Raw genomic sequence first — 20,406 nt, 5'->3', positions numbered from 1 at the left:
CGCCCCCGCACCCCCTGGGGCGCTCCCACACCCCCAAACCCCCCCCCCCCCCGCCCCCCCCCCCCCCCGGGGGGGGGGGCCCGGGCCGGGCGGGGCCCCACCACGGGCTTCCAGAGGTCGCTCACGGCGCCTCCGGACGCAGCAGCGCGGAAGTCGAGGCGAACTCGGCCCGCAGGACACGCGCGGCCTCGTCCCCGTCCCGCCCGGCGATCGCCTCGACGAGCGCGGTGTGCGAGGCGTCGCCGTCGCCCGGGGGGAGCGCGAGGAGGGAGACCAGCTCGACGAGCCCCTCGCGCAGGACGGGCGCGAACTGCGCGAACAGGTCCGTCAGGACCGGGTTGTGCGCCGCCGTCACCACGCTCGCGTGCAGCGCGATGTCCGCCTCCACGAACGCGGCCGCGCCGTGCCCCGCGGCCGCCCGCCGGGCGGTGAGCGCGGCCTCCAGACCGGCCAGGTCCGCCTCCGTGCGCCGCTCCGCGGCGAGCCGCGCGGCCTGGACCTCGACCATGGCCCGCACCTCGTAGACGTCGGCGACCGCCGCCCGCCGCAGCCGGGTGCCGAAGTCCTCGTCGGGCTCGGTGGAGATGACGAACACGCCCGCGCCCTGGCGCGACCTGACCAGGCCCGCCCCGGCGAGCGCGCGCACCGCCTCACGGACGGTGGACCGCCCGACGCCGAGCTGCGCCGCGAGCGCGGTCTCGCCGGGCAGCCGGGTGCCGACCGGCCACTGCCCGCTGACGATCTGCTCGCGCAGATGCTCGGTGGCCTGTTCCACCAGCGGGCTGGGCCGCAGTGAGCCAAGGGGCATGTCCTCTCACCTCTCAGGTTGTCTGAGGAGTTGTCGGTGGCTAGTCTATCCGCCATGACGCAGCGGGGCCTCCTTCTCGGATGCCGCGGCGGGGCCTGAAACGACCGGCACCCCGCCGCGGGGTTCGGTGCTGCCGGTCTCCCGGCACGCCGACCAGCGAAGGACACGACCCCGCCATGACGCTCACCCCGGACACCCCCGCAGCACCCGCCCCCACCGCCCACCCCACCCTGCGCACCCCCGCGGGCCCCGTCCCCGGGGACGCCCCCTGGTGGAATCCGCAGCGGGGCAGCGCGATGCCCTCGCACCGCTACCGCCCCGCGCACCGGCGGGTGCAGATCCCCGCCGTGACCGACCGGCAGTGGCCCGGCCGCCGCACGGAGCGCGCCCCGCTGTGGGTGCCGGTCGATCTGCGGGACGGCAACCAGGCGCTGGCCGAGCCCATGGACCCGGCGCGCAAACGGCGCATGTTCGACCTGATGGTCACCATGGGCTACAAGGAGATCGAGGTCGGCTACCCGTCGGCCAGCCGCACCGACTTCGACTTCGTCCGCCACCTGGCCGAGCCGGGCGCGGTGCCCGACGACGTGACCGTCGTCGTCTTCACCGCCGCCCGCGCCGACCTGATCGAGGCCACCTTCGCGTCGATCCGCGGCCTGCCCCGTACCGTCGTGCACCTCTACACCGCGACCGCGCCTACCTGGCGGGACGTCGTCCTCGGGCGGGGGCGGCGCGAACTGCGCGGCATGATCGAGGAGGCCGCGCGGCTGATGGCCCGGCTGGGCGAGGCGCAGCCGGGCGTGCGCTTCCAGTTCTCGCCCGAGGTCTTCAACCTGACCGAGCCCGACTACGTCCTGGAGGTCTGCAACGGCCTGACCGCGCTGTGGGACGCGAGCCCGGAGCGGCCCGTGGTGCACAACCTGCCGGCCACCGTGGAGATCGCCACGCCCGACGTCTACGCCGACCAGATCGAGTACATGCACCGCCACCTGGAGCGCCGGGACGCGGTGATCCTGTCCGTGCACCCGCACAACGACCGCGGCACGGGCGTCGCCTGCGCCGAGCTGGCGGTGATGGCGGGCGCCCAGCGCGTCGAGGGCTGCCTGTTCGGCAACGGCGAACGCACCGGGAACGTCGACCTGGTGACCCTCGCGCTCAACCTGCACACGCAGGGCGTCGACCCGATGATCGACTTCTCCGACATCGACGCGATCCGCGCCACCGTCGAGCACTGCAACCGGCTGCCCGTCCCCGGCCGCCACCCCTACGTCGGCGACCTGGTGCACACCGCCTACTCCGGCACCCACCAGGACGCCATCAAGAAGGGCCTCGACCACCACGCCCGCCGGGCCGCCGCCCTGGGCGTCCCCGCCGGTCAGGCGCCGTGGGAGGTGCCCTACCTGCCGATCGACCCGGCCGACATCGGCCGCGACTACGAGGCGGTCATCCGCGTCAACAGCCAGTCCGGCAAGGGCGGTATCGGCTACCTGCTGGCCACCCGGCACGGCCTGGAGCTGCCCGCACCGCTGCGCGCCGAGTTCTCCCAGGTCGTGCAGCGCGCCGCCGACGCCAGCGGCGCGGAGGTCACCGCCGAGCGGCTCGGCGAGCTGTTCGCCGCGGAGTACCTGGCGCCCGCCGACGGGCCGCTGACGCTCGGCGAGTGGCGTACGGCCGAAGAGGCGCCCGGCGTCCACACCTTCACCGGCGTGCTGCGCGACACCTGCGACACCACGGACGGCGCCGAGACCGAGCTGCACGGCCGGGGCAACGGGCCGCTGTCCGCGCTGGCCGCCGCGCTCGCGGACGCCGGGGCCGAGGTGGACGTCCTGGACTACTCCGAGCACACGGCGGGCGCCGGTACCGGGAGCGACGCCGTGGCGTACGTGCGCTGCCGCGTCGGCGGGGCCGCCGCCGGGGTGGTGCGGTGGGGCGCCGGCCGGGACGCCTCCGTGCTGACGGCGTCGGTGCGCGCCGTGCTGGCCGCCGTCAACCGGCGCTGACGGAGGAGCTGCGGGCGTACGGGTTCAGGGGCGGTTCGGAGGCGGCTCAGGGCCGGTAGACCTTGCCCGGCTCGGGCGTGGCCGGGGCGAGCAGCTCCGGCACCGTCACGAAGGTGTAGCCCTGCGCCCGCAGCGCGTCGATGATGCCCGGGACGGCCGGCACGGTCCCCTTGTAGAGGTCGTGCAGGATGATGATGCCGTCCCGGCTCGCGTCCTTGAGTATCCGCTTCTTGATCAGCGCCGAGTCGGTCGTGGCGTAGTCGCTCGCGGTGTCGCTCCACAGCACCTGGGCGATGCCCAGCTCCTTGCAGACCTTGGAGACCTTCTCGTCCGTGCGGCCCTGCGGCGGGCGCATGAGGGTCGGACGCTTCCCGGTGAGCTTCTCCACCTCGTCGTCGAGGTGGTTGAGCTCGGTGCGTATCTCGGCGGGCTTGAGGTCGGTGAGCCGGCGGTGGGTCCAGGTGTGGTTGCCCAGGACGTTGCCGTTCTGGCCCATCTGCTTGACCAGCTCGGGGTATTTGTCGACATGGTTGTGGCCGAGCAGGAAGAAGGTGGCCCGGACCTTCTTCTCGTCGAGCACCTTCAGCAGCGCCGGGGTGTTGTTGCTCGGCCCCGCGTCGAAGGTCAGCGCTATGCACTTGGCCTTGCGGCAGTCCACCGCGCCCGCGGGCAGCGCGGCCGCCTTCGCGTCGGAACTCCCGTCCTTCGCCGCCTTCTCCGCCGCCTTGTACGCGTTCTCGCGCGCGTCGTGCGGCGACTGCGCGTCGTACTTCGCGCAGCCGCTGAGCCCCAGCCCCAGACCGAGCGCCGCGACCCCGGCGACCAGCGCCGTCCGCCGCCTGCGGCGGCTCGTGACGGATATGGCGTGGGGCATGGCGGTACCTCCGCGGGTGCTGTTCCTGGGCATTCCTGTACGAACGCTGTGAACTATACCCACGGCGTATAGCGCCGTGACCTGGGGGGCTGTGCCCGTACGACGACCGCGCCGCCGGTGAGCGGCGGAACGGCCGCTACCGGTCGGCGGCCAGCGCCGCCAGCAGCCGGGTCAGCGAACCGCCCAGGCCCCACGTCTCCGACAGCGCCTCCAGCGCCCGCGGGGCGGCCGGGGCGGCGGGCAGCGTCGCGTCGAACGGCGGCAGCGGAACGTCCTTCGCGACCGCCACCACCCGCGGCGCCACGTCCAGATAGTCGGCCGCCGCCGCGATGTTGCGCCGCCGCGCGGGCGTCAGCCGGGAGAACGGGTCGGCCGCGGCCGCCCGCACCGCCGCCAGGTCCCCGTACTCCGTCACGAGCTGCGCCGCCGTCTTCTCGCCGATGCCCTTCACACCCGGCAGGCCGTCGCTCGGGTCGCCGCGCAGGGCCGCGAAATCCGCGTACTGCCGGGCCCGCACGCCGTAACGCTCCTCGATCGCGGCCTCGTCGAGCACATCGCAATCACCCACGCCCTTGCGCGGGAAGAGCACCCGCACACCGCGCGCGTCGTCCACGAGCTGGAAGAGATCGCGGTCGCCGGTGACGATCGCGACCGGGTGGCGCGCGCTCGCGGCGAGCGTGCCGATCACGTCGTCCGCCTCGTAACCGGGCACCCCCACCCGGGCGATGCCCACCGCGTCGAGCACCGCCTCGATGACGGGCACCTGCGGTGACAGCGTGTCCGGCACCTCCTCGCTGCCCTCGGTCTCGTCAGCGACCCGGTGCGCCTTGTACGACGGGATCAGCTCCACCCGCCACTGCGGGCGCCAGTCCGCGTCCATGCACGCGACCAGCGCGGTGGGGGAGTGGTCGGCGACCAGCCGGGCGATGAAGTCCAGCAGCCCGCGCACCGCGTTGACCGGCGTTCCGTCCGGCGCGCGCACGGATTCGGGCACGCCGAAATACGCGCGGAAGTACAGGCTCGCCGTGTCGAGCAGCATGAGCCGGTCATGGGGGGCGCGGGAGTTCTGGTCGGTCACCGGCCCAGCATGGCACGCCCCACCGACAGCGGCCCGTACCGTGGGCGGATGCCCCGCACGCACCCCGACACCGCAGCGGACACCGCCCCGGACACCGGGCGCGGCTCCCGGGTGCGGCGGGTCGTGTCCCTCGTGCCGTCGCTGACGGAGGCGGTCGCCGCGACCACGCCCGAGCTGCTGGTCGGCGCGACCGACTGGTGCACCCACCCCGCGGACCTGGACGTGGTCCGCGTCGGCGGCACCAAGAACCCCGACGTCGCCGCCGTCACCGCGCTCGCCCCCGACCTCGTCGTCGCCAACGAGGAGGAGAACCGCCCCGCCGACCTCGACGCGCTGCGGGCCGCCGGACTGGACGTCCTGGTCACCGAAGTGCGCTCGCTGCCGCAGGCCTTCGCCGAGCTGCACCGGCTGCTGGTGGACGGCTGCGGGCTCGCCCGCCCCGGATGGCTGGACGCCGCCGAGGCCGCCTGGCGGGACGTCACCCCCGAACCCCGCGCGCGCCGCGCGGTCGTACCCGTCTGGCGCCGCCCCTGGATGGTGCTCGGCCGCGACACCTTCGCCGGCGACCTGCTCGCCCGCCTCGGCGTCCGCACCCTCCACGCCGGGCACGCCGAGCGCTACCCGCGGATCGCGCTGCCCGACCTGCTCGCCGCCCGGCCCGACCTCGTCGTCCTGCCCGACGAGCCCTACCGCTTCAGCGCGCAGGACGGCCCCGAGGCCTTCCCCGGCATCCCCGCGGCCCTCGTCGACGGCCGCCTGCTCACCTGGTACGGCCCCTCGCTCGCCGAAGCGCCCCGGCTGCTCGCGGAAGCGCTGGCGGCGGCCCGCTGACCGGCACCCGGTCAGACGGGGGAGGGTGCGGCGGGCGCCGGGAGCGCGCCGGTCAGCAGGCCGCGCACGGTTCCCGCGGCCGCCGCCGCCCACGCCGCGACGAGCAGCGCGTACAACGCCACCGCCAGCCACGTCGCCGCGTGCAGGCCGGTGTGCCGGGCCAGGCCCGACACACCCGTCACACACGTGCCGACCGGGAAGGTGAAGGCCCACCAGGTCAGCGAGAAGCGCATCCCGCGCCGCACCGCCCGCGCCACCAGCGCGGCCGACAGCGCCAGCCACAGCAGCGCGAAACCCATGACCGGCACCCCGTAGACGACGGCGAAGCCGCGCAGCGCCGCGGCGTACGGCGCGCCCACGGCGGCCGGGCCCGCGTCCGCGAACGCGCCCGTCGCCGTCGTCGACTGGCCCAGCGGCCCCAGCACCAGGAAGAGCAGCGGCGTCAGCGCGACCGGCAGCGGCCCGTACCGCAGCAGCCGCCCCCACACCAGCGGCAGCGTCATCAGCGTCGCCAGCAGGCTCAGCCCGAACAGCGCCACGCACCCCAGCAGCAGCGCCTCGCGGACCTGCGCGCCGCCCACGTGCGGCACCAGGGCGGGCCCGAGCGCGGCCGAGACCATCGGCGCGACGAGCGGCAGCAGCCACACCGGCGAGGCGCCGTCCGCGGCGATCCGGTGCCGCGTCACCATCAGGTACGGCACCGCCGCCGCGACCACCAGGCCGCTCGCGGTGCCCGCCGTCCACAGCGTCCAGTCCGCCGCGACCGCCGCCCGCTCGCCCACCACGCGCGGCCCCAGCGCCAGCGCGCCCGCCCCCACGGCGAGCAGCGCCATCGGCAGGCAGCCGTAGAAGGGCGCGATCGCGGGGTCCGCGAGGTGGCGCCGCGCCTCGTCGCGGTGCCGGACCCAGTGCGTGGCGCGTGCCGCTAGCAAGGTGACGAGGGCGGTGGCCGCGAGCAGCCACACCACGGTGCACGCGTCCCGCAGCGCCGCCGGGCTGCCCGGCAGGCCCGCGCCCGCGTTGCCGACGATGGCGGTGCCCATCACCCCGGCGTACCAGTTCGGCCCGACATGCCGGACTCCTCTCCGCGTGAGCGGAGGGGCTGAGGGACGGGGGAGGGTTGCGGTGACCATGTGTCTACGGTGCCCCGGGCTGGGGTGGGCGGGTAGCGCCCGCGGGGCTATCGGGGCATAAGCGGGGCTTATGGGGGCGGTCGTGTCTGGCTCGCGCGGTCGGCCCTCCGGGGTGGGGGGTGCGGTTGTCGCGGGACCGTCCCGCGGTGGATGGCTGGGCGCGCAGTTTCCGCCCGGGCTCCGCCTGGGAGGGGCCCCACGCGCCCCTTGTGGGTTGCCCTGCGTGGTGTGGGTGAGCTTGCTCGGTGGGCCCTCAGGGGTGGCGGCGCGGGGCGCGGGGGTGGGTGGGTGAGCGCATACGCTGGGGGGATGGGTGGCGGTGAGGGATCCGTGGAGCGCGGGGCGCTGGCGCGGCGGGTGCCGGATCTGGGGGCCATGGAGCTGCTGGTCGCCGTCGCGCGGCTGGGGAGTCTGGGGCGAGCGGCCCGTGAGCTGGGGATCACGCAGCCCGCCGCGAGTGCGCGGATGCGGGCGCTGGAGCGGCAGGTGGGGGTGGGACTGGTCCGGCGGTCGGCGGGCGGGTCGCGGCTCACCGAGCAGGGCGCCGTCGTCACCGAGTGGGCGCGGCGGGTGCTGGAGGCCGCCGAGGACTTCGACGCGGGAGCCCGGGCGCTGCGCGGGCGGCGCGACTCGCGGCTGCGGGTCGCCGCCAGCCTGACCGTCGCCGAGTACCTGCTGCCCGGGTGGCTGACCGCGCTGCACGTACGGCACCCGGGCACCGCCGTGTCGCTCGCCGCGGGGAACTCCGTGGCTGTCGCCCGGCAGGTGACCGCGGGCGAGGCGGACCTCGGGTTCGTCGAGGGACTGGACGTGCCCGCGGGGCTGGACGCCGCGGTCGTCGGGCACGACCGGCTGCTCGTCGTCGTCGCGCCCGGCCACCGCTGGGCCGCGCGCCGCCGCCCGCTGCCCGCCGCCGAACTGGCCGCGACGGCGCTGCTGCTGCGTGAGGAGGGCTCGGGCACCCGGCAGGTGCTGGACGCGGCCCTCGCCGGGCACGGCGGACCCGCCGCCGCCCTGCTCGAACTCGCCTCGACCACCGCCGTGAAGTCCGCTGCCGTGGGCGGCGCGGGCCCCGCCGTGCTGAGCGAGCTGGCCGTCGCCGACGAACTGGCCGCGCACCGGCTGGCGGCCGTACCCGTCGCCGGGCTCGATCTGCGCCGGGCGCTGCGCGCGGTGTGGCCCGCGGGTCACCGTCCCGCCGGGCCCGCCCGCGACCTGCTCTCCCTGACCCGTACGGCTGCCCCGCGGCGGTAGGACGCCCGTGCGCCGCGGGGACGCGCTCTGGCGTGCGGGGCGGGCGGCGCGGTATGCAAGGAGCGACCACTTACGGGATTCTCATGCTCGGGCCATAAGGTGACCGCCGTGACGACCTCGACCCCGCCCGGCTGGTATCCAGAACCCGGGCACACAGGCAACAGCCCGGCGATGGAACGCTGGTGGGACGGCTCGGTGTGGACCGAGTACACCAGGACCGCCCCGGTCCCGCCCACCGCGCCGCCGGTCTACCCCGGCTCCCCCCAGGCCGGCTACGGCTACGGCGCCCCCGCTCCCGACGCCGGCAAGCGCACCGGGACGGTGGTGATCGCCCTGGTCGCCGCCCTCGTCCTGATAGGCGCCGTCGTCGCCGGCATCCTGGTGCTCGGCAAGGGCGACAACGGCAAGGACGACGCCAAGAGCTCGCCGACGCCCCGCCACTCCACGGGCAAGCTGCCCTACCCGCTGCCGTCCGACCGCGGCAGCGACGGCGGCGGCAGTGACGGCGGCGGGACCGGCGGGAGCGACGGCGGCACCGGTAACAGCGACCCGACCAAGGCCATCGACGGCGCCGACGCGATCAGCCTGCCCGTCCTGGACGGCTGGCAGGGCCAGTCCGGCGCGGGCGGCGCCCAGGCGACCGTAGGCGAGTACACCTGCCCCGGCACCCAGGGCGGCTCCTGCTCGCTCGGCGGCGTCTCCGCGCAGCCCGCCCAGATCGCCGGGATCACCGCCACGACCCCGAAGGCCGCGGCCGAGCAGGACATCGCCGCGAACGCCGCCGCCTCCTACGGCCAGGACACCTACGGCGCGACCACCTCGCACCAGCAGCTCAAGGCCGGCGCGGTGACCGTCGCCGGGCAGCAGGGCTACCTGGTGCGGTGGAAGATCGTCACGCAGTCCGGCACCCAGGGCTACGTCGAGTCGGTGGTCTTTGCATCGCCGACCACCAAGCAGCTGGTCGTCGTCCGCTTCGGCTTCGACGTCACGGCCAAGGCGCCGACGCTCGCCGACATGGACAAGATCGTCCAGGGCATCAAGACCGACACCACCCGTGTCGGCGGCTCCTCCGGCGGTACGGGTACGGGCGTCTGACGCGCCCCTCGCCGTACGCCCACGGGCCCGCTCCCGCACCGGGGGCGGGCCCGTCGCACGCCCGGGGCGGGCCCGCCGCACGCGCTCAGAGGAACGTCTTGCCCTCACCGCGGTAGGTCGGCACCACCGTCGACACCTCGTCGCCCTCCAGCAGGTGCAGCTCCGCGAAACGCTCGCACAGCTCGCCCGCCTTCGCGTGCCGGAACCACACCTTGTCGCCGATCAGCAGATCGTCCGCGGGCGAGCCCAGCAGCGGCGTCTGCACCTCGCCCGCGCCCTCCTGGGGGTCGTAGCGCAGGCCCGCCGGGAGGTACGGCTCCGGGAGCCGGTCGCGCCCCGCCGCGCCCGACGCCGGGTAACCGCCGCCCAGGACCGTCACCACGCCCACGCCCGGACGGCGCACCACCGGCTGCGCGAAGAGCGCCGCCGGACGGCCCCGGAAAGACGTGTAGTTGTCGAACAGCCGCGGCACGTACAGGCCCGACCCCGCCGCGATCTCCGTCACCGCCGCCTCCGCCGCGGTGTGCTGCACACTGCCCGTGCCGCCACCGTTGACGAACTCCAGGCCCGGCTCGACCGCGCGCACCGCCCGTACCGCCTCCGCGCGCCGCGCCGCCAGCTCCTTGCGGGCGGTGGCCTGCATCAGCCGTATCGCCAGCGACCGGGCCGGCCGCCCGCGCAGCGTGTCGCCCACACCCGCGATGTGTCCCTCGTACGCCATCAGGCCCACCAGCCGGAAGCCCGGCCGGGCGGCGACCGCGCGGGCCAGCTCCGCGAGCGGTTCCGGGTCGTGCAGGGACGAGCGCAGCGCGCCTATCCGCAGCCGCCCGCCCAGCTTGCGCAGGCTGGTGTCCAGCTCCAGGCACACCCGGACGGTCTCGCTCCCGGCGCCCCGGGCGGCGTCGATCAGGTCGAGCTGCGCGACGTCGTCGACCATCACCGTCACCGCGGCGGCGAGCTTCGGATCGGCGGCCAGCTCCGCGTAACCGGCGCGGTCCGCCGACGGGTAGGCCAGCAGCACATCGGTGAAGCCCGCGCGGGCCAGCCACAGCGACTCCGCGAGCGTGAACGACATCAGGCCGCTGAAGCCGTCGTGCGCGAGCGCCCGCTCCAACAGGGCGCGGCAGCGCACCGACTTGGTGGCTATCCGGATCGGCTTGCCGCCCGCGCGACGCGCGAGGTCGGCCGCGTTGGCGTCGAAGGCCGCGAGATCGACCAGGGCGAGCGGGGCGTCGAGGTGGGCGGTGGCCCGGTCGTAACGGGCGCGGTCCGCGGCGGCGTGCTCTGACATGGCCGCAGCTTGCCAGAGCGGGGCTACCCAGCGGTAGGCCCCGGTCCGCGGACCGTGGGAGCCGAGGGCCCGCGCGACCCCGTAAAGTGACGCGCGCAAGCCGTGCACGCAGAGGTCACAAGGGGGCGCCGGGTGAGCACCGGAGTGGACAACGGAGAACCCCCGGCGTCTCCGTTCCCCACCCTCCACCCCCGCACCCCGCAACCGGCGACCCAGCGTCACCCCGCGGCGACGGACCGCCAGATCCCGGAAGCGGTTGCGGACACGACACCGGGAGATCGGGCCGACGGTCCTCGCCCGAACGCGGGCGAGGACCGTCCGAGTTCCCCTTCCGCGGGCCGCCCCGCGGCGGGCGCTCCGGAGCCGTCGCGCCCGGCGACCGGGCCACGACCCGTGCCGCCGCCGCCGGATTCCGCTACCCGCCTGCCGCGACCGCCCGACACGACGACGGCGGCCGCCGAGCCGGGACCACGCCCCGGGCGCCCCGTCCCACCCCCACCGAAGCCAGGCACCCGCCTCCCCGACGACCCCCAGGGCGCCCCCACGCCCCCACCCCGACCCCCAGTCCCGCCCCACGCCGCGGGCGGCGCGCGGCCGTCCGACCCGCAGGGTCCCGTGCCCGCTCCGGCCGTCCCGCCGCGGGGTCCGCAGAATTCTGCGGGCGTGCCGTCCGGTTCGGCGGTCCCGCCGCAGGGCGCGGATGGTGCGCCGCCGTCAGAGCCGCGTGTGCAGGCGCCGCCTGTGCAGGCGCCGCCTGTGCCGCCGCAAGGTCCGCCGGGTGCTCCGGCCGTCCCGCCGCGGGCTCCGCGGAGTCCTGCGGGCGTGCCGTCCGCGCCGCCGGTCCCGCCGCAGGGTGTGGGTGGTGCGCCGTCTTCCGGGACGCAAGGCGCGGGCATTGCGTCGCCGCGTCCGGCGCCGTCGTCGTCGGAGCCGCGTGTGCAGGCGCCGCCCGTGCCGCCGCAAGGTCCGCCGAGTGCTCCGGCCGTCCCGCCGCAGGGCCCGGGGGATGCGCGGCCGTCCGGGTCGCGTGTGCAGGCGCCGCAAGGTCCGCCGAGTGCTCCGGCCGTCCCGCCGCGGGGTCCGCAGAGTTCTGCGGGCGCGCCGTCCGGTTCGGCGGTCCCGCGGCAGGGTGCGGGTGGTGCGTCGTCGTCCGGGCCGCGGGTGCAGGTGCCGCCGCGGGCTCCGCAGCATCCCGCTCCCGCCGCACCGCCGCGGACCGTGCCGCCCGCTCCTGCCGTCCCGCCGCAGGCCCCGCAGGGGGCCGCGTCGTCGTGGGGGGCTCCGGGGCGCCCGGGTGGCGGTGTGCCGGAGCGGCCGGAGGTGCCGCCCGCACCCGTCGTGCCGCCGCAGGGCCCGCAGGGCGGGTTCGGGGCGGGTGGGCGGGTGCCCGTGCCGCCCGGGGGGACGTGGGGTGGGGGCGTGGCGCCCGTGCCGGCGTACGCGCCGCCGCCCGTGGGGGTGGGCGGTGCGGGGCGGTCCGCGGCGGGGGCGCGGCGGGCCGTGGGGATCGCCGTGTGCCTCGTGCTCGGGCTCGGGCTGATCGGCGGGGCCACCGCCGGGGCCGTGCTGGACCGGGGGCCCAAGGCGGCACCGCCCGCGGCGGCGGGCAGCGCCGCGCAGTTCGCGCAGGCGCGTCTGGTGTGGCGCGGCACGCCCGTCGACACGCTCTTCCCGCCCGTCGTGCACGGTACGGGCCCCGGCGGCGCCGACCGGACCTGGACGCGTATCGGCGTCGCCGCGCCCGGCGACTGCGCGGGCGCCTTCGACACGCTGCTGGACCGGGTGCTCGCGCCCACCGGCTGCGCGAAGCTGCTGCGCGCCACCTACGTGGACAGCACGTCCACGACCGTGACGACGGTCGGCATCCTGGTCACCGCCGGTGAGGCGCCCGGCATGAGCGCGCTCGCCAAGCGCTGGACCGGCGAGCACCTCGGTGCCCGCACCGACCTGCTGCCGCGTCCGGTGGCCTTCCCGGGTACGGCCGCCGCCCGCTTCGGCGCCGCCCAGCGCGGCAGCTGGGACGTGCGGGTGTCGGCGGCGCTGCCCTTCGTCGTCTACGCGGTCAGCGGTTTCGCGGACGGCCGCGCGGTCCCGCAGCCGCTGCCCGCGGACGAGGCCGTCGCGTCGGGCGCCACCAGCCCGCCCGCACAGGCGGGCCTCGGCTTCGACGCGTCGGGGCTGGCCAAATCCGTCGACGAGCAGCTCAAGGCCGCGGTGGACGCCGAACTGCACCCGAACGCCCACGCCACCACCACCCCGGCCACCCCCGCGGGAACGGAGCAGAGCCGATGAGCCGCCGCATTCCCCGCCGTCCGCGGCTCGCGGTGGCGACCGCCGCCGTCACGGCGGCCGCCGCGCTCGTCGCGCTCGGCACGACGCCCGCGGCGGCGGACGGCATCCGCGACCGGCAGTGGGCGCTGAGCGCCCTGCACGCCCAGCAGGCGTGGCGGACGACGAAGGGCGCGGGCGTGACCGTCGCCGTGCTCGACACCGGTGTCGACGCGACCCACCCCGACCTCACCGGCCAGGTGCTCACCGGCAAGGACCTCATCGGCTTCGGCGCCGCCCGCGGTGACAAGGCGTGGGCCAACCACGGCACCGGCATGGCCGCGATCATCGCCGGGCACGGCCACGGTCCGGGCAACGGCGCGGGTGTGCTCGGCATCGCCCCGGAGGCGAAGATCCTGCCCGTGCGGGTGATCCTGGAGGAGAAGGACCCGCAGCGCGACAAGGCGCGGTCCTCGCGCGGCAGCGCGCTTCCGGAGGGCATCCGGTGGGCCGTCGACCACGGCGCCGACGTCATCAACCTCTCGCTCGGCGACGACAGCGCCACCGCCTCGCCGGTCGCCGCCGAGGCGGACGCGATCCAGTACGCGCTCGCCAAGGGCGTCGTCGTGGTCTCCTCGGCGGGCAACAGCGGCGACAAGGCGGACCGCTCCTCGTACCCGGCGGCCTACCCCGGCGTCATCGCCGTGACCGCCGTCAACGACCTGGGCCGCCACCCGCAGTTCTCCACCCACCGCTGGTACTCGGCGGTGGCCGCGCCCGGCGACGACATCGTCATGGCGGACCCGGACCGCAAGTACTACGACGGCCTGGGGACGAGCGCCGCGTGCGCGTACGTCTCCGGTTCCGTCGCCCTGCTCAGGTCGGCCTACCCCAAGCTGAGCCCGCTGCAGATCAGGCAGGTCCTCCAGGACACGACCCGGCACAAGCCGGACACCGGGCGCAGCGACGAGCTGGGCACGGGCGAGATCGACCCGGCCGCCGCGCTCGCCGCCGCCGCGAAGCTCAAGCCCGCCCCGGTCGCCCTCGCCCCGGCGGCCTACCCGCAGCGCTACTTCGGCCCCGGTCCCACCCCGGCCCCGGCCCCGGCCGCCGGTTCGAGCGTGCTCGGCAACGGTGTGGCCGCCGCCTTCGCCGGGGCGGGCGCGGTGCTCGTCGCCGTCGCGGCCCTGCTCTGGTACCGCCCCCGCCGCCGCGCCGCGGCCAGTGCGGCAGCGGCCCAGGCGACGGCGACGACCACCTGGGCGGGGTAGCGGGGAACCGCTCCCCACGCCGCGGGCCCAGCCCCGCACGGCCCTCCCGGCGTCCGGACTGCCCGGCCCCCACAGGTCCTCCGGACCGCCTGCCGGACGGCACCGTGCCCTGCGTCCGGAGTGCCCCACCCCGCAGGTGCCCGGTCCGCCCCGCGGCCCCCGGCGGAAAGGCCGCCCCCGCACGGCCCTCCCGGCGTCCGGACTGCCCGGCCCGCGCAGGGCCGCCCGCACCCCGCCCCGTCCACCCCGCCGTCCCCGGCGGATAGGCTGCGCGGGTGGAGCTCAAGAACATCCCTGACCCCGGTTTTCCCGACGACGACGGCTCCGCCGCCCCCGTGCTGGCCGCGGCGCTCGCCGCGTGGGACGGCGAGCGTGGGCCGGACCGGGAGGACGCGGTGGTCGAGGCGCTCCAGGGCGCGCGGCTGCTCGTGCCGGTCGTGGCGGTGCTGGGCGAGGTGGAGACCGGCCCGGACGGGCTGCGCCGGGAGAAGACCAGCGACATGGCGGTGCCGACGATCGAGTCCGCCCGCACCGGGCGCCGCGCGATGCCCGCTTTCACCTCCACCGCCGCGCTCGCCGCGTGGCGCCCGGACGCCCGGCCCGTCGCCGTACGGCTGGGGCAGGCGCTCCAGGCGCTCGTGCAGGAGGGCGCGGACACGCTGCTGATCGACATCGCCGGGCCCGTCCCGTTCCCGCTGCACGGTGCCGCGCTGCGGGCCGCCGCCCGCGGGCCGGGCGGGACGGATCCGCTGGCGGACGCGGAGGTGCGCGAGGCGGTGCGGGCCGCGGTGGCCGCCGAGCCGGGCGTCGTCCGGGCGCATCTGACGCGGTCCGCCGACAGCGACGGCACCCTCGGCCTGGTGCTGGCCCCGGGCGCCGACGCCACCGCGACCGGGACCGCGCTCGCCGGTGCGCTCGCCGCCCACCCGGTGCTGCGCGCGGCGCTGCGGCGCGGCCTGGACATGGCGGTGCTGCCGCCGGACGCCACTCTTCCGGGGGAGCCGCTCTTCCTCCGCTGAGCGGCGTGGCGCCGCGCCCGCGGCCACGGCCGGTCGTCGTCCCGTTCCTCCGAGATGTGGCTTTCACCCGTAAAGCCGACAATACGAAGGCGGACATCGATCACCGTCGTCGTGGAGGCGCGGATGGACATCCGAACGATCACCGAGAACCGAACAGCCGACGACCAGCGGGCGTTCGCCTGCGAATTCCTCGGCACGCTGCTGCTGGTCTTCTTCGCGGTGGGCGCGGCGGTGCTCTCCGGCGAGTACATCGGCACCCTGGGCATCGCCCTGGCCTTCGGGCTGGTCCTGCTGGCCATCGCCTACGCGATCGGGCCGATCTCCGGCAGCCATGTCAACCCGGCGGTCACGCTGGGCATGCTCGTCGCCAAGCGCATCTCGCTGCGCACCGCCGTCGAGTACTGGGTCGCGCAGTTCCTGGGCGCGATCGTCGGCGCGGCGCTGCTGCTGCTCGTCGCCAAGCAGGTGCCGGGGCTCCAGACGCACGGTGCCTTCGGCACCAACGGCTACGGCTACCGGTCGGCGGTCGGCATCAACATCTTCGGTGCCTTCGTCGCCGAGCTGATCCTGACCTTCCTGCTGGTCTTCGTGGTGCTCGCGGTCACCCACCGGATCGCGGTGGTGGGCTTCGACGGGCTGCCCATCGGCATGGCGCTCGCCGTGATCCACCTGGTCGGCATCCCGCTGACCGGTACGAGCGTCAACCCCGCCCGGAGCCTGGGGCCCGCGCTGTTCGCGGGCAGCCCGGCGCTGAGCCAGGTGTGGCTGTTCATCGTCGCGCCGCCGATCGGCGCGGTCCTCGCGGCGCTGGTGCACGAGGTCACGCACCCGGCGTTCGCCGCGGTCAAGGCCGCGCGGGCGGCCGCCGCCGAGGAGGAGACGGCGGCTCGGGCCGAGGGGGAGGCGACCTGAGCGCCCGGCGGTGGTCAGCCGTAGACGGGCCCGGTGAACTTCTCGCCGGGCCCCTGGCCGGGCTCGTCCGGCACCACCGACGCCTCGCGGAAGGCGAGCTGGAGCGACTTCAGCCCGTCGCGCAGCGGGGCCGCGTGGAAGCTGCTGATCTCGCCCGCGCTCGCGGTGACCAGGCCGGCCAGCGCCTGGATGAGCTTGCGGGCCTCGTCCAGGTCCTTGTGCTGCGCGCCCTCCTCGGCCAGGCCCAGGTTCACGGCCGCGGCGCTCATCAGGTGCACGGCGACCGTGGTGATCACCTCGACGGCGGGCACGTCCGCGATGTCGCGCGCCAGCTGGTCGGCGGGATCGGACGGGCCGGACGGGCCGGGGACGGGGGCAGGTGCGTCGCTCATGCCGACACGATATGCCCCGTCCGGCCGATTACGGCCTTCGGTCCCGCGCTGGTATGCTGAGTGGACGACCGGTCGGGCGCACGCGTGCCCGACCACCAAGTGGAGGCTCCGATCTCCCACCTGGTCGGCCGCGAGGCCGACGGGTCCCGGTCAGACGGTGCGGTCCGGATCGTACGCGAGTTCGTCTCGTGCGTCCGGTGAGCACCGTCCGAATGCGCCCCGCGGAATAAACGCGGCGGTGCTCCCGGTTGTGAGGAGCCCCGCCTGTGTCCCGTACGGGGCGTTTTCCACGCCTGGGGTGCGGGTCGGTCCATACGAAGACAGACTCAAGCGCGGCTGTCGGCCAGTCAGCCGCGTGGTGCAACCGAGGAGGCCCCATCAGCGCCGAGCCCCGCATCAACGACCGGATTCGCGTTCCCGAGGTGCGACTTGTCGGTCCCAGCGGCGAGCAGGTCGGCATCGTGCCGCTTGCCAAGGCCCTGGAGCTTGCGCAGGAGTACGACCTCGACCTGGTCGAGGTGGCGGCGAACGCCCGTCCGCCCGTGTGCAAGCTCATGGACTACGGGAAGTTCAAGTACGAGTCGGCCATGAAGGCCCGTGAGGCGCGCAAGAACCAGGCGCACACGGTCATCAAGGAGATGAAGCTCCGGCCGAAGATCGACCCGCACGACTACGACACCAAGAAGGGTCATGTCGTCCGGTTCCTCAAGCAGGGCGACAAGGTCAAGATCACGATCATGTTCCGCGGGCGTGAGCAGTCCCGTCCGGAACTGGGCTACCGGCTGCTCCAGCGGCTCGCCGAGGACGTCCAGGACCTCGGGTTCGTCGAGTCGAACCCGAAGCAGGACGGCCGCAACATGATCATGGTCCTGGGTCCGCACAAGAAGAAGACCGAGGCCATGGCCGAGGCCCGCGAGGCGCAGGCCGCCCGCAAGGCCGGCCGCCAGGGTGACGCCGCGGCCGAGGCGGAGACGCCCGCCGAGGAGGAGTCCCCCGAGGTGGAGGCCGAGGCCCAGGCCCAGGACGCCGGCTGAGCGCCCTGGACGAAGAACATCCGGAGCATCGGCTCCGGGTCGGTTAATGCAGAACTGACGCTCTCCGTGTGCCCAGCGGGCGCACGGGAGGCCAGCGACGAGGAGACTACGGCGCCATGCCGAAGAACAAGACGCACAGCGGTGCGAGCAAGCGCTTCAAGATCAGCGGCTCCGGCAAGGTGCTGCGCGAGCGCGCCGGCAAGCGCCACCTGCTCGAGCACAAGCCGTCCAGCAAGACCCGCGCCCTGACCGGCACCGTCGAGGTCGCCGCCCCGGACGCCAAGAAGATCAAGAAGCTTCTCGGCAAGTGACGGCCGTGCCCCCGCCGGGGCGCAGCCGTCCCGGGTCGGGAGTCCATTCGCTTTCGGACCGCGTGAGGCATACCGCGGTCCCCTAGAAGGAGTTATCAAGTGGCACGCGTCAAGCGGGCAGTCAACGCCCAGAAGAAGCGCCGGGCGGTCCTCGAGCAGGCCAGCGGCTACCGCGGTCAGCGTTCGCGCCTGTACCGCAAGGCCAAGGAGCAGGTCACCCACTCCCTGGTCTACAACTACAACGACCGCAAGAAGCGCAAGGGCGACTTCCGCCAGCTGTGGATCCAGCGCATCAACGCCGCTGCCCGCGCGAACGGCATCACCTACAACCGCTTCATCCAGGGCCTGAAGGCCGCCAACGTCGAGGTCGACCGCAAGATCCTCGCCGAGCTGGCCGTCAACGACGCCAACGCCTTCGCGGCGCTGGTCGAGGTCGCCCAGAAGGCGCTTCCCGCGGACGTGAACGCCCCCAAGGCGGCGTGACCCGCGTCAGCGACATCGCGGCAGTACCCCGGGCCCGCGGGCGGCAACGCCCCCGCGGGCCCGTTGTGTGAACGGCACCACCCACCCCGTACCACCACTGGAGCAGCCACCCCGATGGGCACCACCCCCGAGCTGACCTCGCTGCGCTCCGCGCGGGTCACCGCCGCGCACCGGCTGGCCCGGCGCAGCTTCCGCGGCAAGGAGCGGCGGTTCCTGGCCGAGGGCCCGCAGGCCGTACGCGAGGCCATCGCCCACCCCGGGGGGCCCGCCGGGCGCACCCTGATCGAGCTGTACGCCACGCCCGAGGCCGCCGAGCGGCACACCGACCTCGTCGCCGCCGCCCGCGCGGCCGGTGCCCCGGTGCTCACCGCCACCCCCGAGGTGATGGCGGAGATCTCCGACACCGTCACCCCCCAGGGTGTCGTCGGAGTGTGCCGCTTCCTGGACACGCCCTTCACCGAGGTGCTGCGCGCCCGCCCGCGGCTGGTCGCCGTGCTCGCCCACGTGCGCGACCCCGGCAACGCCGGCACCGTGCTGCGCTGCGCCGACGCGGCCGGCGCCGACGCGGTCGTGCTCACCGACGCCTCCGTCGACCTGTACAACCCCAAGGCGGTACGCGCCTCCGCCGGAAGCCTCTTCCACCTGCCGGTCGCCGTCGGGGTGCCGGTCGCCGACGCCGTCGCCGGGCTGCGCGCCGCGGGCGTCCGGGTGCTGGCCGCGGACGGCGCGGGGGAGCGCGACCTGGACACGGAGCTGGACGAGGGCACGATGCGCGGGCCCAGTGCGTGGATCTTCGGCAACGAGGCGTGGGGCCTGCCGGAGGAGACCCGGGCGCTCGCCGACGAGGTCGTGCGCGTCCCCATCCACGGGCGCGCCGAGAGCCTCAACCTCGCCACCGCCGCCGCGGTGTGCCTCTACGCCTCCGCGAGGGAGCAGCGTGCGCCCGGAGGGTGCCGCAGCGTTACGTCCACCTAGTAGGGTGGCTCGCCCGGGGGACCCTGAAAGGGGGGTGGCGCGCATGGGTGTCACGGCGCGAGGCAACGGAACGCACACGCGCGAGGACGCTGCGCACAGCGCGGTGACGGTGCTGCCCGCCCAGGAACCGCCCGCGCCCGCCGGAGAACCGCGCCCGGAGGCCGTACCGGCGCCTGTACCGGCCGCCCCCGCGCCGCGTACCGGCGAGCCGCCCGCCGCCGCCCCCGCACCCGACCCGTGCCGCGTCGGCACCGACGGCTACGCCCCGCACCCCGACGACCTGCCCGACGGCCTGCTGGTCGCCGACGGCACCGGGCGGGTGGTGTGCTTCAACGCCGCCGCCGCCCGCATCACCGGACTGCGCCCGCAGGACGTCCTCGGCCGCCCGGTGGAGCAGGCGCTGCCGCTGGAGGACCTGGAGGGCCGCCGCTGGTGGTCGCTCACCGACCCGTACGGGGGCCTCGCGATCAGGACCGGGCAGCCCGAGCGCAACCTGCTGCTGCCCGGCGGCCGGGAGGTGCTGGTCGCCGCGCGGTACGTCCGCGAGCGGCCCCGCGGACCCGTGCTGCGGCTCGTGGTGGCGCTGCGCGGCACCGAGGCCCGGCGGCGTACCGAGCGCAGCCACGCCGAGCTGATCGCGACCGTCGCGCACGAACTGCGCTCGCCGCTCACCTCCGTCAAGGGCTTCACGGCGACGCTGCTGGCCAAGTGGGAGCGCTTCACCGACGACCAGAAGAAGCTCATGCTGGAGACCGTCGACGCCGACGCCAACCGGGTGACCCGGCTGATCGCCGAACTGCTGGATATCTCCCGGATCGACTCCGGCCGGCTGGAGGTGCGCCGCCAGCCGGTCGATCTCGCCGCCGCCGTGCAGCGGCACGTCGACGCGCACATCGCCGCAGGTCAGCCGCAGGACCGCTTCACCGTGCGGGTGGCCGGGCCGCTGCCCGACCTGTGGGCGGATCCGGACAAGGTCGACCAGGTGCTGGGCAACCTGCTGGAAAACGCGGTGCGCCACGGCGACGGAAGGGTCACCATCGACGTGGCGCCCGCGCATCCGGGCGACCTCACCGAGCGGCGGTGCGACGCCACCGCGGTGACGGTGAGCGACGAAGGCCCCGGCATCCCGGAGGAGTCCATGAGCCGCGTGTTCACCCGCTTCTGGCGGGGCAGCAAGCGCGGCGGCACGGGCCTGGGGCTCTACATCGTCAAGGGCATCGTCGAGGCCCACGGCGGCACCATCACCGTCGGCCGGGCCGCGGGCGGCGGCGCCGAGTTCCGATTTACCCTGCCCGTCGGGGCCCCCGCGTATCTGGCCTGAGCGGCCGGCGGGACGCCGCGACGGGCGCCACCACAGGCCGGGCCCGCACGGGCCCG

General features: G+C 75.6%; 19 protein-coding genes. 13 read left to right on the top strand and 6 right to left on the bottom strand.

All coding sequences use genetic code 11. The features are described 5' to 3' along the window. Window positions 1–121: 121 nt before the first annotated feature. Window positions 122–808, bottom strand: a complete 687-nt coding sequence (locus tag ACH4PY_RS13995; protein WP_398180605.1) for a FadR/GntR family transcriptional regulator — start codon at window positions 806–808, stop codon at window positions 122–124. 176 nt (window positions 809–984) lie between these two features. On the opposite strand from ACH4PY_RS13995, the gene leuA reads away from it, so the two are divergent. Next, window positions 985–2,808: a 2-isopropylmalate synthase gene (leuA, locus tag ACH4PY_RS13990; protein ID WP_398180602.1), complete on the top strand. Its 1,824-nt coding sequence runs from the start codon at window positions 985–987 to the stop codon at window positions 2,806–2,808. 46 nt (window positions 2,809–2,854) lie between these two features. On the opposite strand, the gene ACH4PY_RS13985 is transcribed toward leuA, so the two are convergent. Further along, entirely contained in the window at window positions 2,855–3,682 is an 828-nt protein-coding gene (locus ACH4PY_RS13985; RefSeq protein WP_398180599.1) for a polysaccharide deacetylase family protein, read from the bottom strand. A 136-nt stretch (window positions 3,683–3,818) separates the two neighbouring features. Continuing rightward, window positions 3,819–4,721, bottom strand: a complete 903-nt coding sequence (locus tag ACH4PY_RS13980; RefSeq protein WP_398180884.1) for a 5'-3' exonuclease H3TH domain-containing protein — start codon at window positions 4,719–4,721, stop codon at window positions 3,819–3,821. An 87-nt stretch (window positions 4,722–4,808) separates the two neighbouring features. Here ACH4PY_RS13980 and ACH4PY_RS13975 point away from each other — a divergent pair, with 87 nt between their 5' ends. Next, window positions 4,809–5,591, top strand: coding sequence for a helical backbone metal receptor (locus ACH4PY_RS13975; RefSeq protein ID WP_398180596.1), 783 nt, complete (start codon window positions 4,809–4,811; stop codon window positions 5,589–5,591). Between the two features lie 11 nt (window positions 5,592–5,602). Here the strand turns inward: ACH4PY_RS13975 and ACH4PY_RS13970 are convergent, their stop codons facing one another. After that, window positions 5,603–6,724, bottom strand: coding sequence for a TDT family transporter (locus tag ACH4PY_RS13970; RefSeq protein ID WP_398180593.1), 1,122 nt, complete (start codon window positions 6,722–6,724; stop codon window positions 5,603–5,605). A gap of 309 nt (window positions 6,725–7,033) precedes the next feature. Between ACH4PY_RS13970 and ACH4PY_RS13965 the strand changes: the two genes are divergently transcribed. Both ACH4PY_RS13965 and ACH4PY_RS13960 read left to right on the top strand, forming a co-directional pair. Continuing rightward, complete coding sequence (locus ACH4PY_RS13965; protein WP_398180590.1) at window positions 7,034–7,978, top strand: LysR family transcriptional regulator; 945 nt, start codon at window positions 7,034–7,036, stop codon at window positions 7,976–7,978. A gap of 108 nt (window positions 7,979–8,086) precedes the next feature. After that, window positions 8,087–9,073, top strand: coding sequence for a DUF2510 domain-containing protein (locus ACH4PY_RS13960; protein WP_398180587.1), 987 nt, complete (start codon window positions 8,087–8,089; stop codon window positions 9,071–9,073). 85 nt (window positions 9,074–9,158) lie between these two features. On the opposite strand, the gene ACH4PY_RS13955 is transcribed toward ACH4PY_RS13960, so the two are convergent. Next, the gene (locus ACH4PY_RS13955; protein ID WP_398180584.1) at window positions 9,159–10,364 is read right to left on the bottom strand and encodes an amino acid deaminase/aldolase; all 1,206 of its coding nucleotides are present in this window, start codon (window positions 10,362–10,364) and stop codon (window positions 9,159–9,161) included. Window positions 10,365–11,783: 1,419 nt separating this feature from the next. On the opposite strand from ACH4PY_RS13955, the gene ACH4PY_RS13950 reads away from it, so the two are divergent. From ACH4PY_RS13950 to ACH4PY_RS13935, 4 genes are all read left to right on the top strand, one after another. Next, window positions 11,784–12,656, top strand: coding sequence for a hypothetical protein (locus ACH4PY_RS13950; protein WP_398180581.1), 873 nt, complete (start codon window positions 11,784–11,786; stop codon window positions 12,654–12,656). Next, the gene (gene mycP, locus ACH4PY_RS13945) at window positions 12,653–13,903 is read left to right on the top strand and encodes a type VII secretion-associated serine protease mycosin (protein ID WP_398180578.1); all 1,251 of its coding nucleotides are present in this window, start codon (window positions 12,653–12,655) and stop codon (window positions 13,901–13,903) included. Before ACH4PY_RS13950 ends, mycP begins: the two co-directional genes overlap by 4 nt. Window positions 13,904–14,178: 275 nt before the next feature. Continuing rightward, window positions 14,179–14,922, top strand: a complete 744-nt coding sequence (locus ACH4PY_RS13940; protein WP_398180575.1) for an SseB family protein — start codon at window positions 14,179–14,181, stop codon at window positions 14,920–14,922. Window positions 14,923–15,045: 123 nt separating this feature from the next. Next, window positions 15,046–15,834, top strand: coding sequence for an MIP family channel protein (locus ACH4PY_RS13935; protein WP_398180572.1), 789 nt, complete (start codon window positions 15,046–15,048; stop codon window positions 15,832–15,834). Between the two features lie 14 nt (window positions 15,835–15,848). Here the strand turns inward: ACH4PY_RS13935 and ACH4PY_RS13930 are convergent, their stop codons facing one another. After that, complete coding sequence (locus ACH4PY_RS13930) at window positions 15,849–16,226, bottom strand: DUF1844 domain-containing protein (RefSeq protein ID WP_398180569.1); 378 nt, start codon at window positions 16,224–16,226, stop codon at window positions 15,849–15,851. A gap of 377 nt (window positions 16,227–16,603) precedes the next feature. Here ACH4PY_RS13930 and infC point away from each other — a divergent pair, with 377 nt between their 5' ends. From infC to ACH4PY_RS13905, 5 genes are all read left to right on the top strand, one after another. Further along, on the top strand, window positions 16,604–17,260 hold the full coding sequence (gene infC / locus ACH4PY_RS13925) for a translation initiation factor IF-3 (protein ID WP_398180881.1): 657 nt from the start codon (window positions 16,604–16,606) through the stop codon (window positions 17,258–17,260). A gap of 116 nt (window positions 17,261–17,376) precedes the next feature. After that, complete coding sequence (rpmI, locus tag ACH4PY_RS13920) at window positions 17,377–17,571, top strand: 50S ribosomal protein L35 (protein WP_031515208.1); 195 nt, start codon at window positions 17,377–17,379, stop codon at window positions 17,569–17,571. 99 nt (window positions 17,572–17,670) lie between these two features. Continuing rightward, entirely contained in the window at window positions 17,671–18,054 is a 384-nt protein-coding gene (gene rplT, locus ACH4PY_RS13915; RefSeq protein WP_031515209.1) for a 50S ribosomal protein L20, read from the top strand. A gap of 114 nt (window positions 18,055–18,168) precedes the next feature. After that, window positions 18,169–19,029, top strand: coding sequence for a TrmH family RNA methyltransferase (locus ACH4PY_RS13910; protein WP_398180565.1), 861 nt, complete (start codon window positions 18,169–18,171; stop codon window positions 19,027–19,029). Between the two features lie 43 nt (window positions 19,030–19,072). After that, window positions 19,073–20,350, top strand: a complete 1,278-nt coding sequence (locus tag ACH4PY_RS13905) for an ATP-binding protein (RefSeq protein ID WP_398180562.1) — start codon at window positions 19,073–19,075, stop codon at window positions 20,348–20,350. The last annotated feature ends 56 nt before the right edge of the window (window positions 20,351–20,406 follow it).

The sequence above is a fragment of the Streptomyces sp. NPDC021224 genome (assembly GCF_044332905.1).
GTDB lineage: Bacteria > Actinomycetota > Actinomycetes > Streptomycetales > Streptomycetaceae > Actinacidiphila.
The sequence above is the reverse complement of the archived record's forward strand: the minus strand, read 5'-3'. Positions and strand labels throughout refer to the sequence as shown.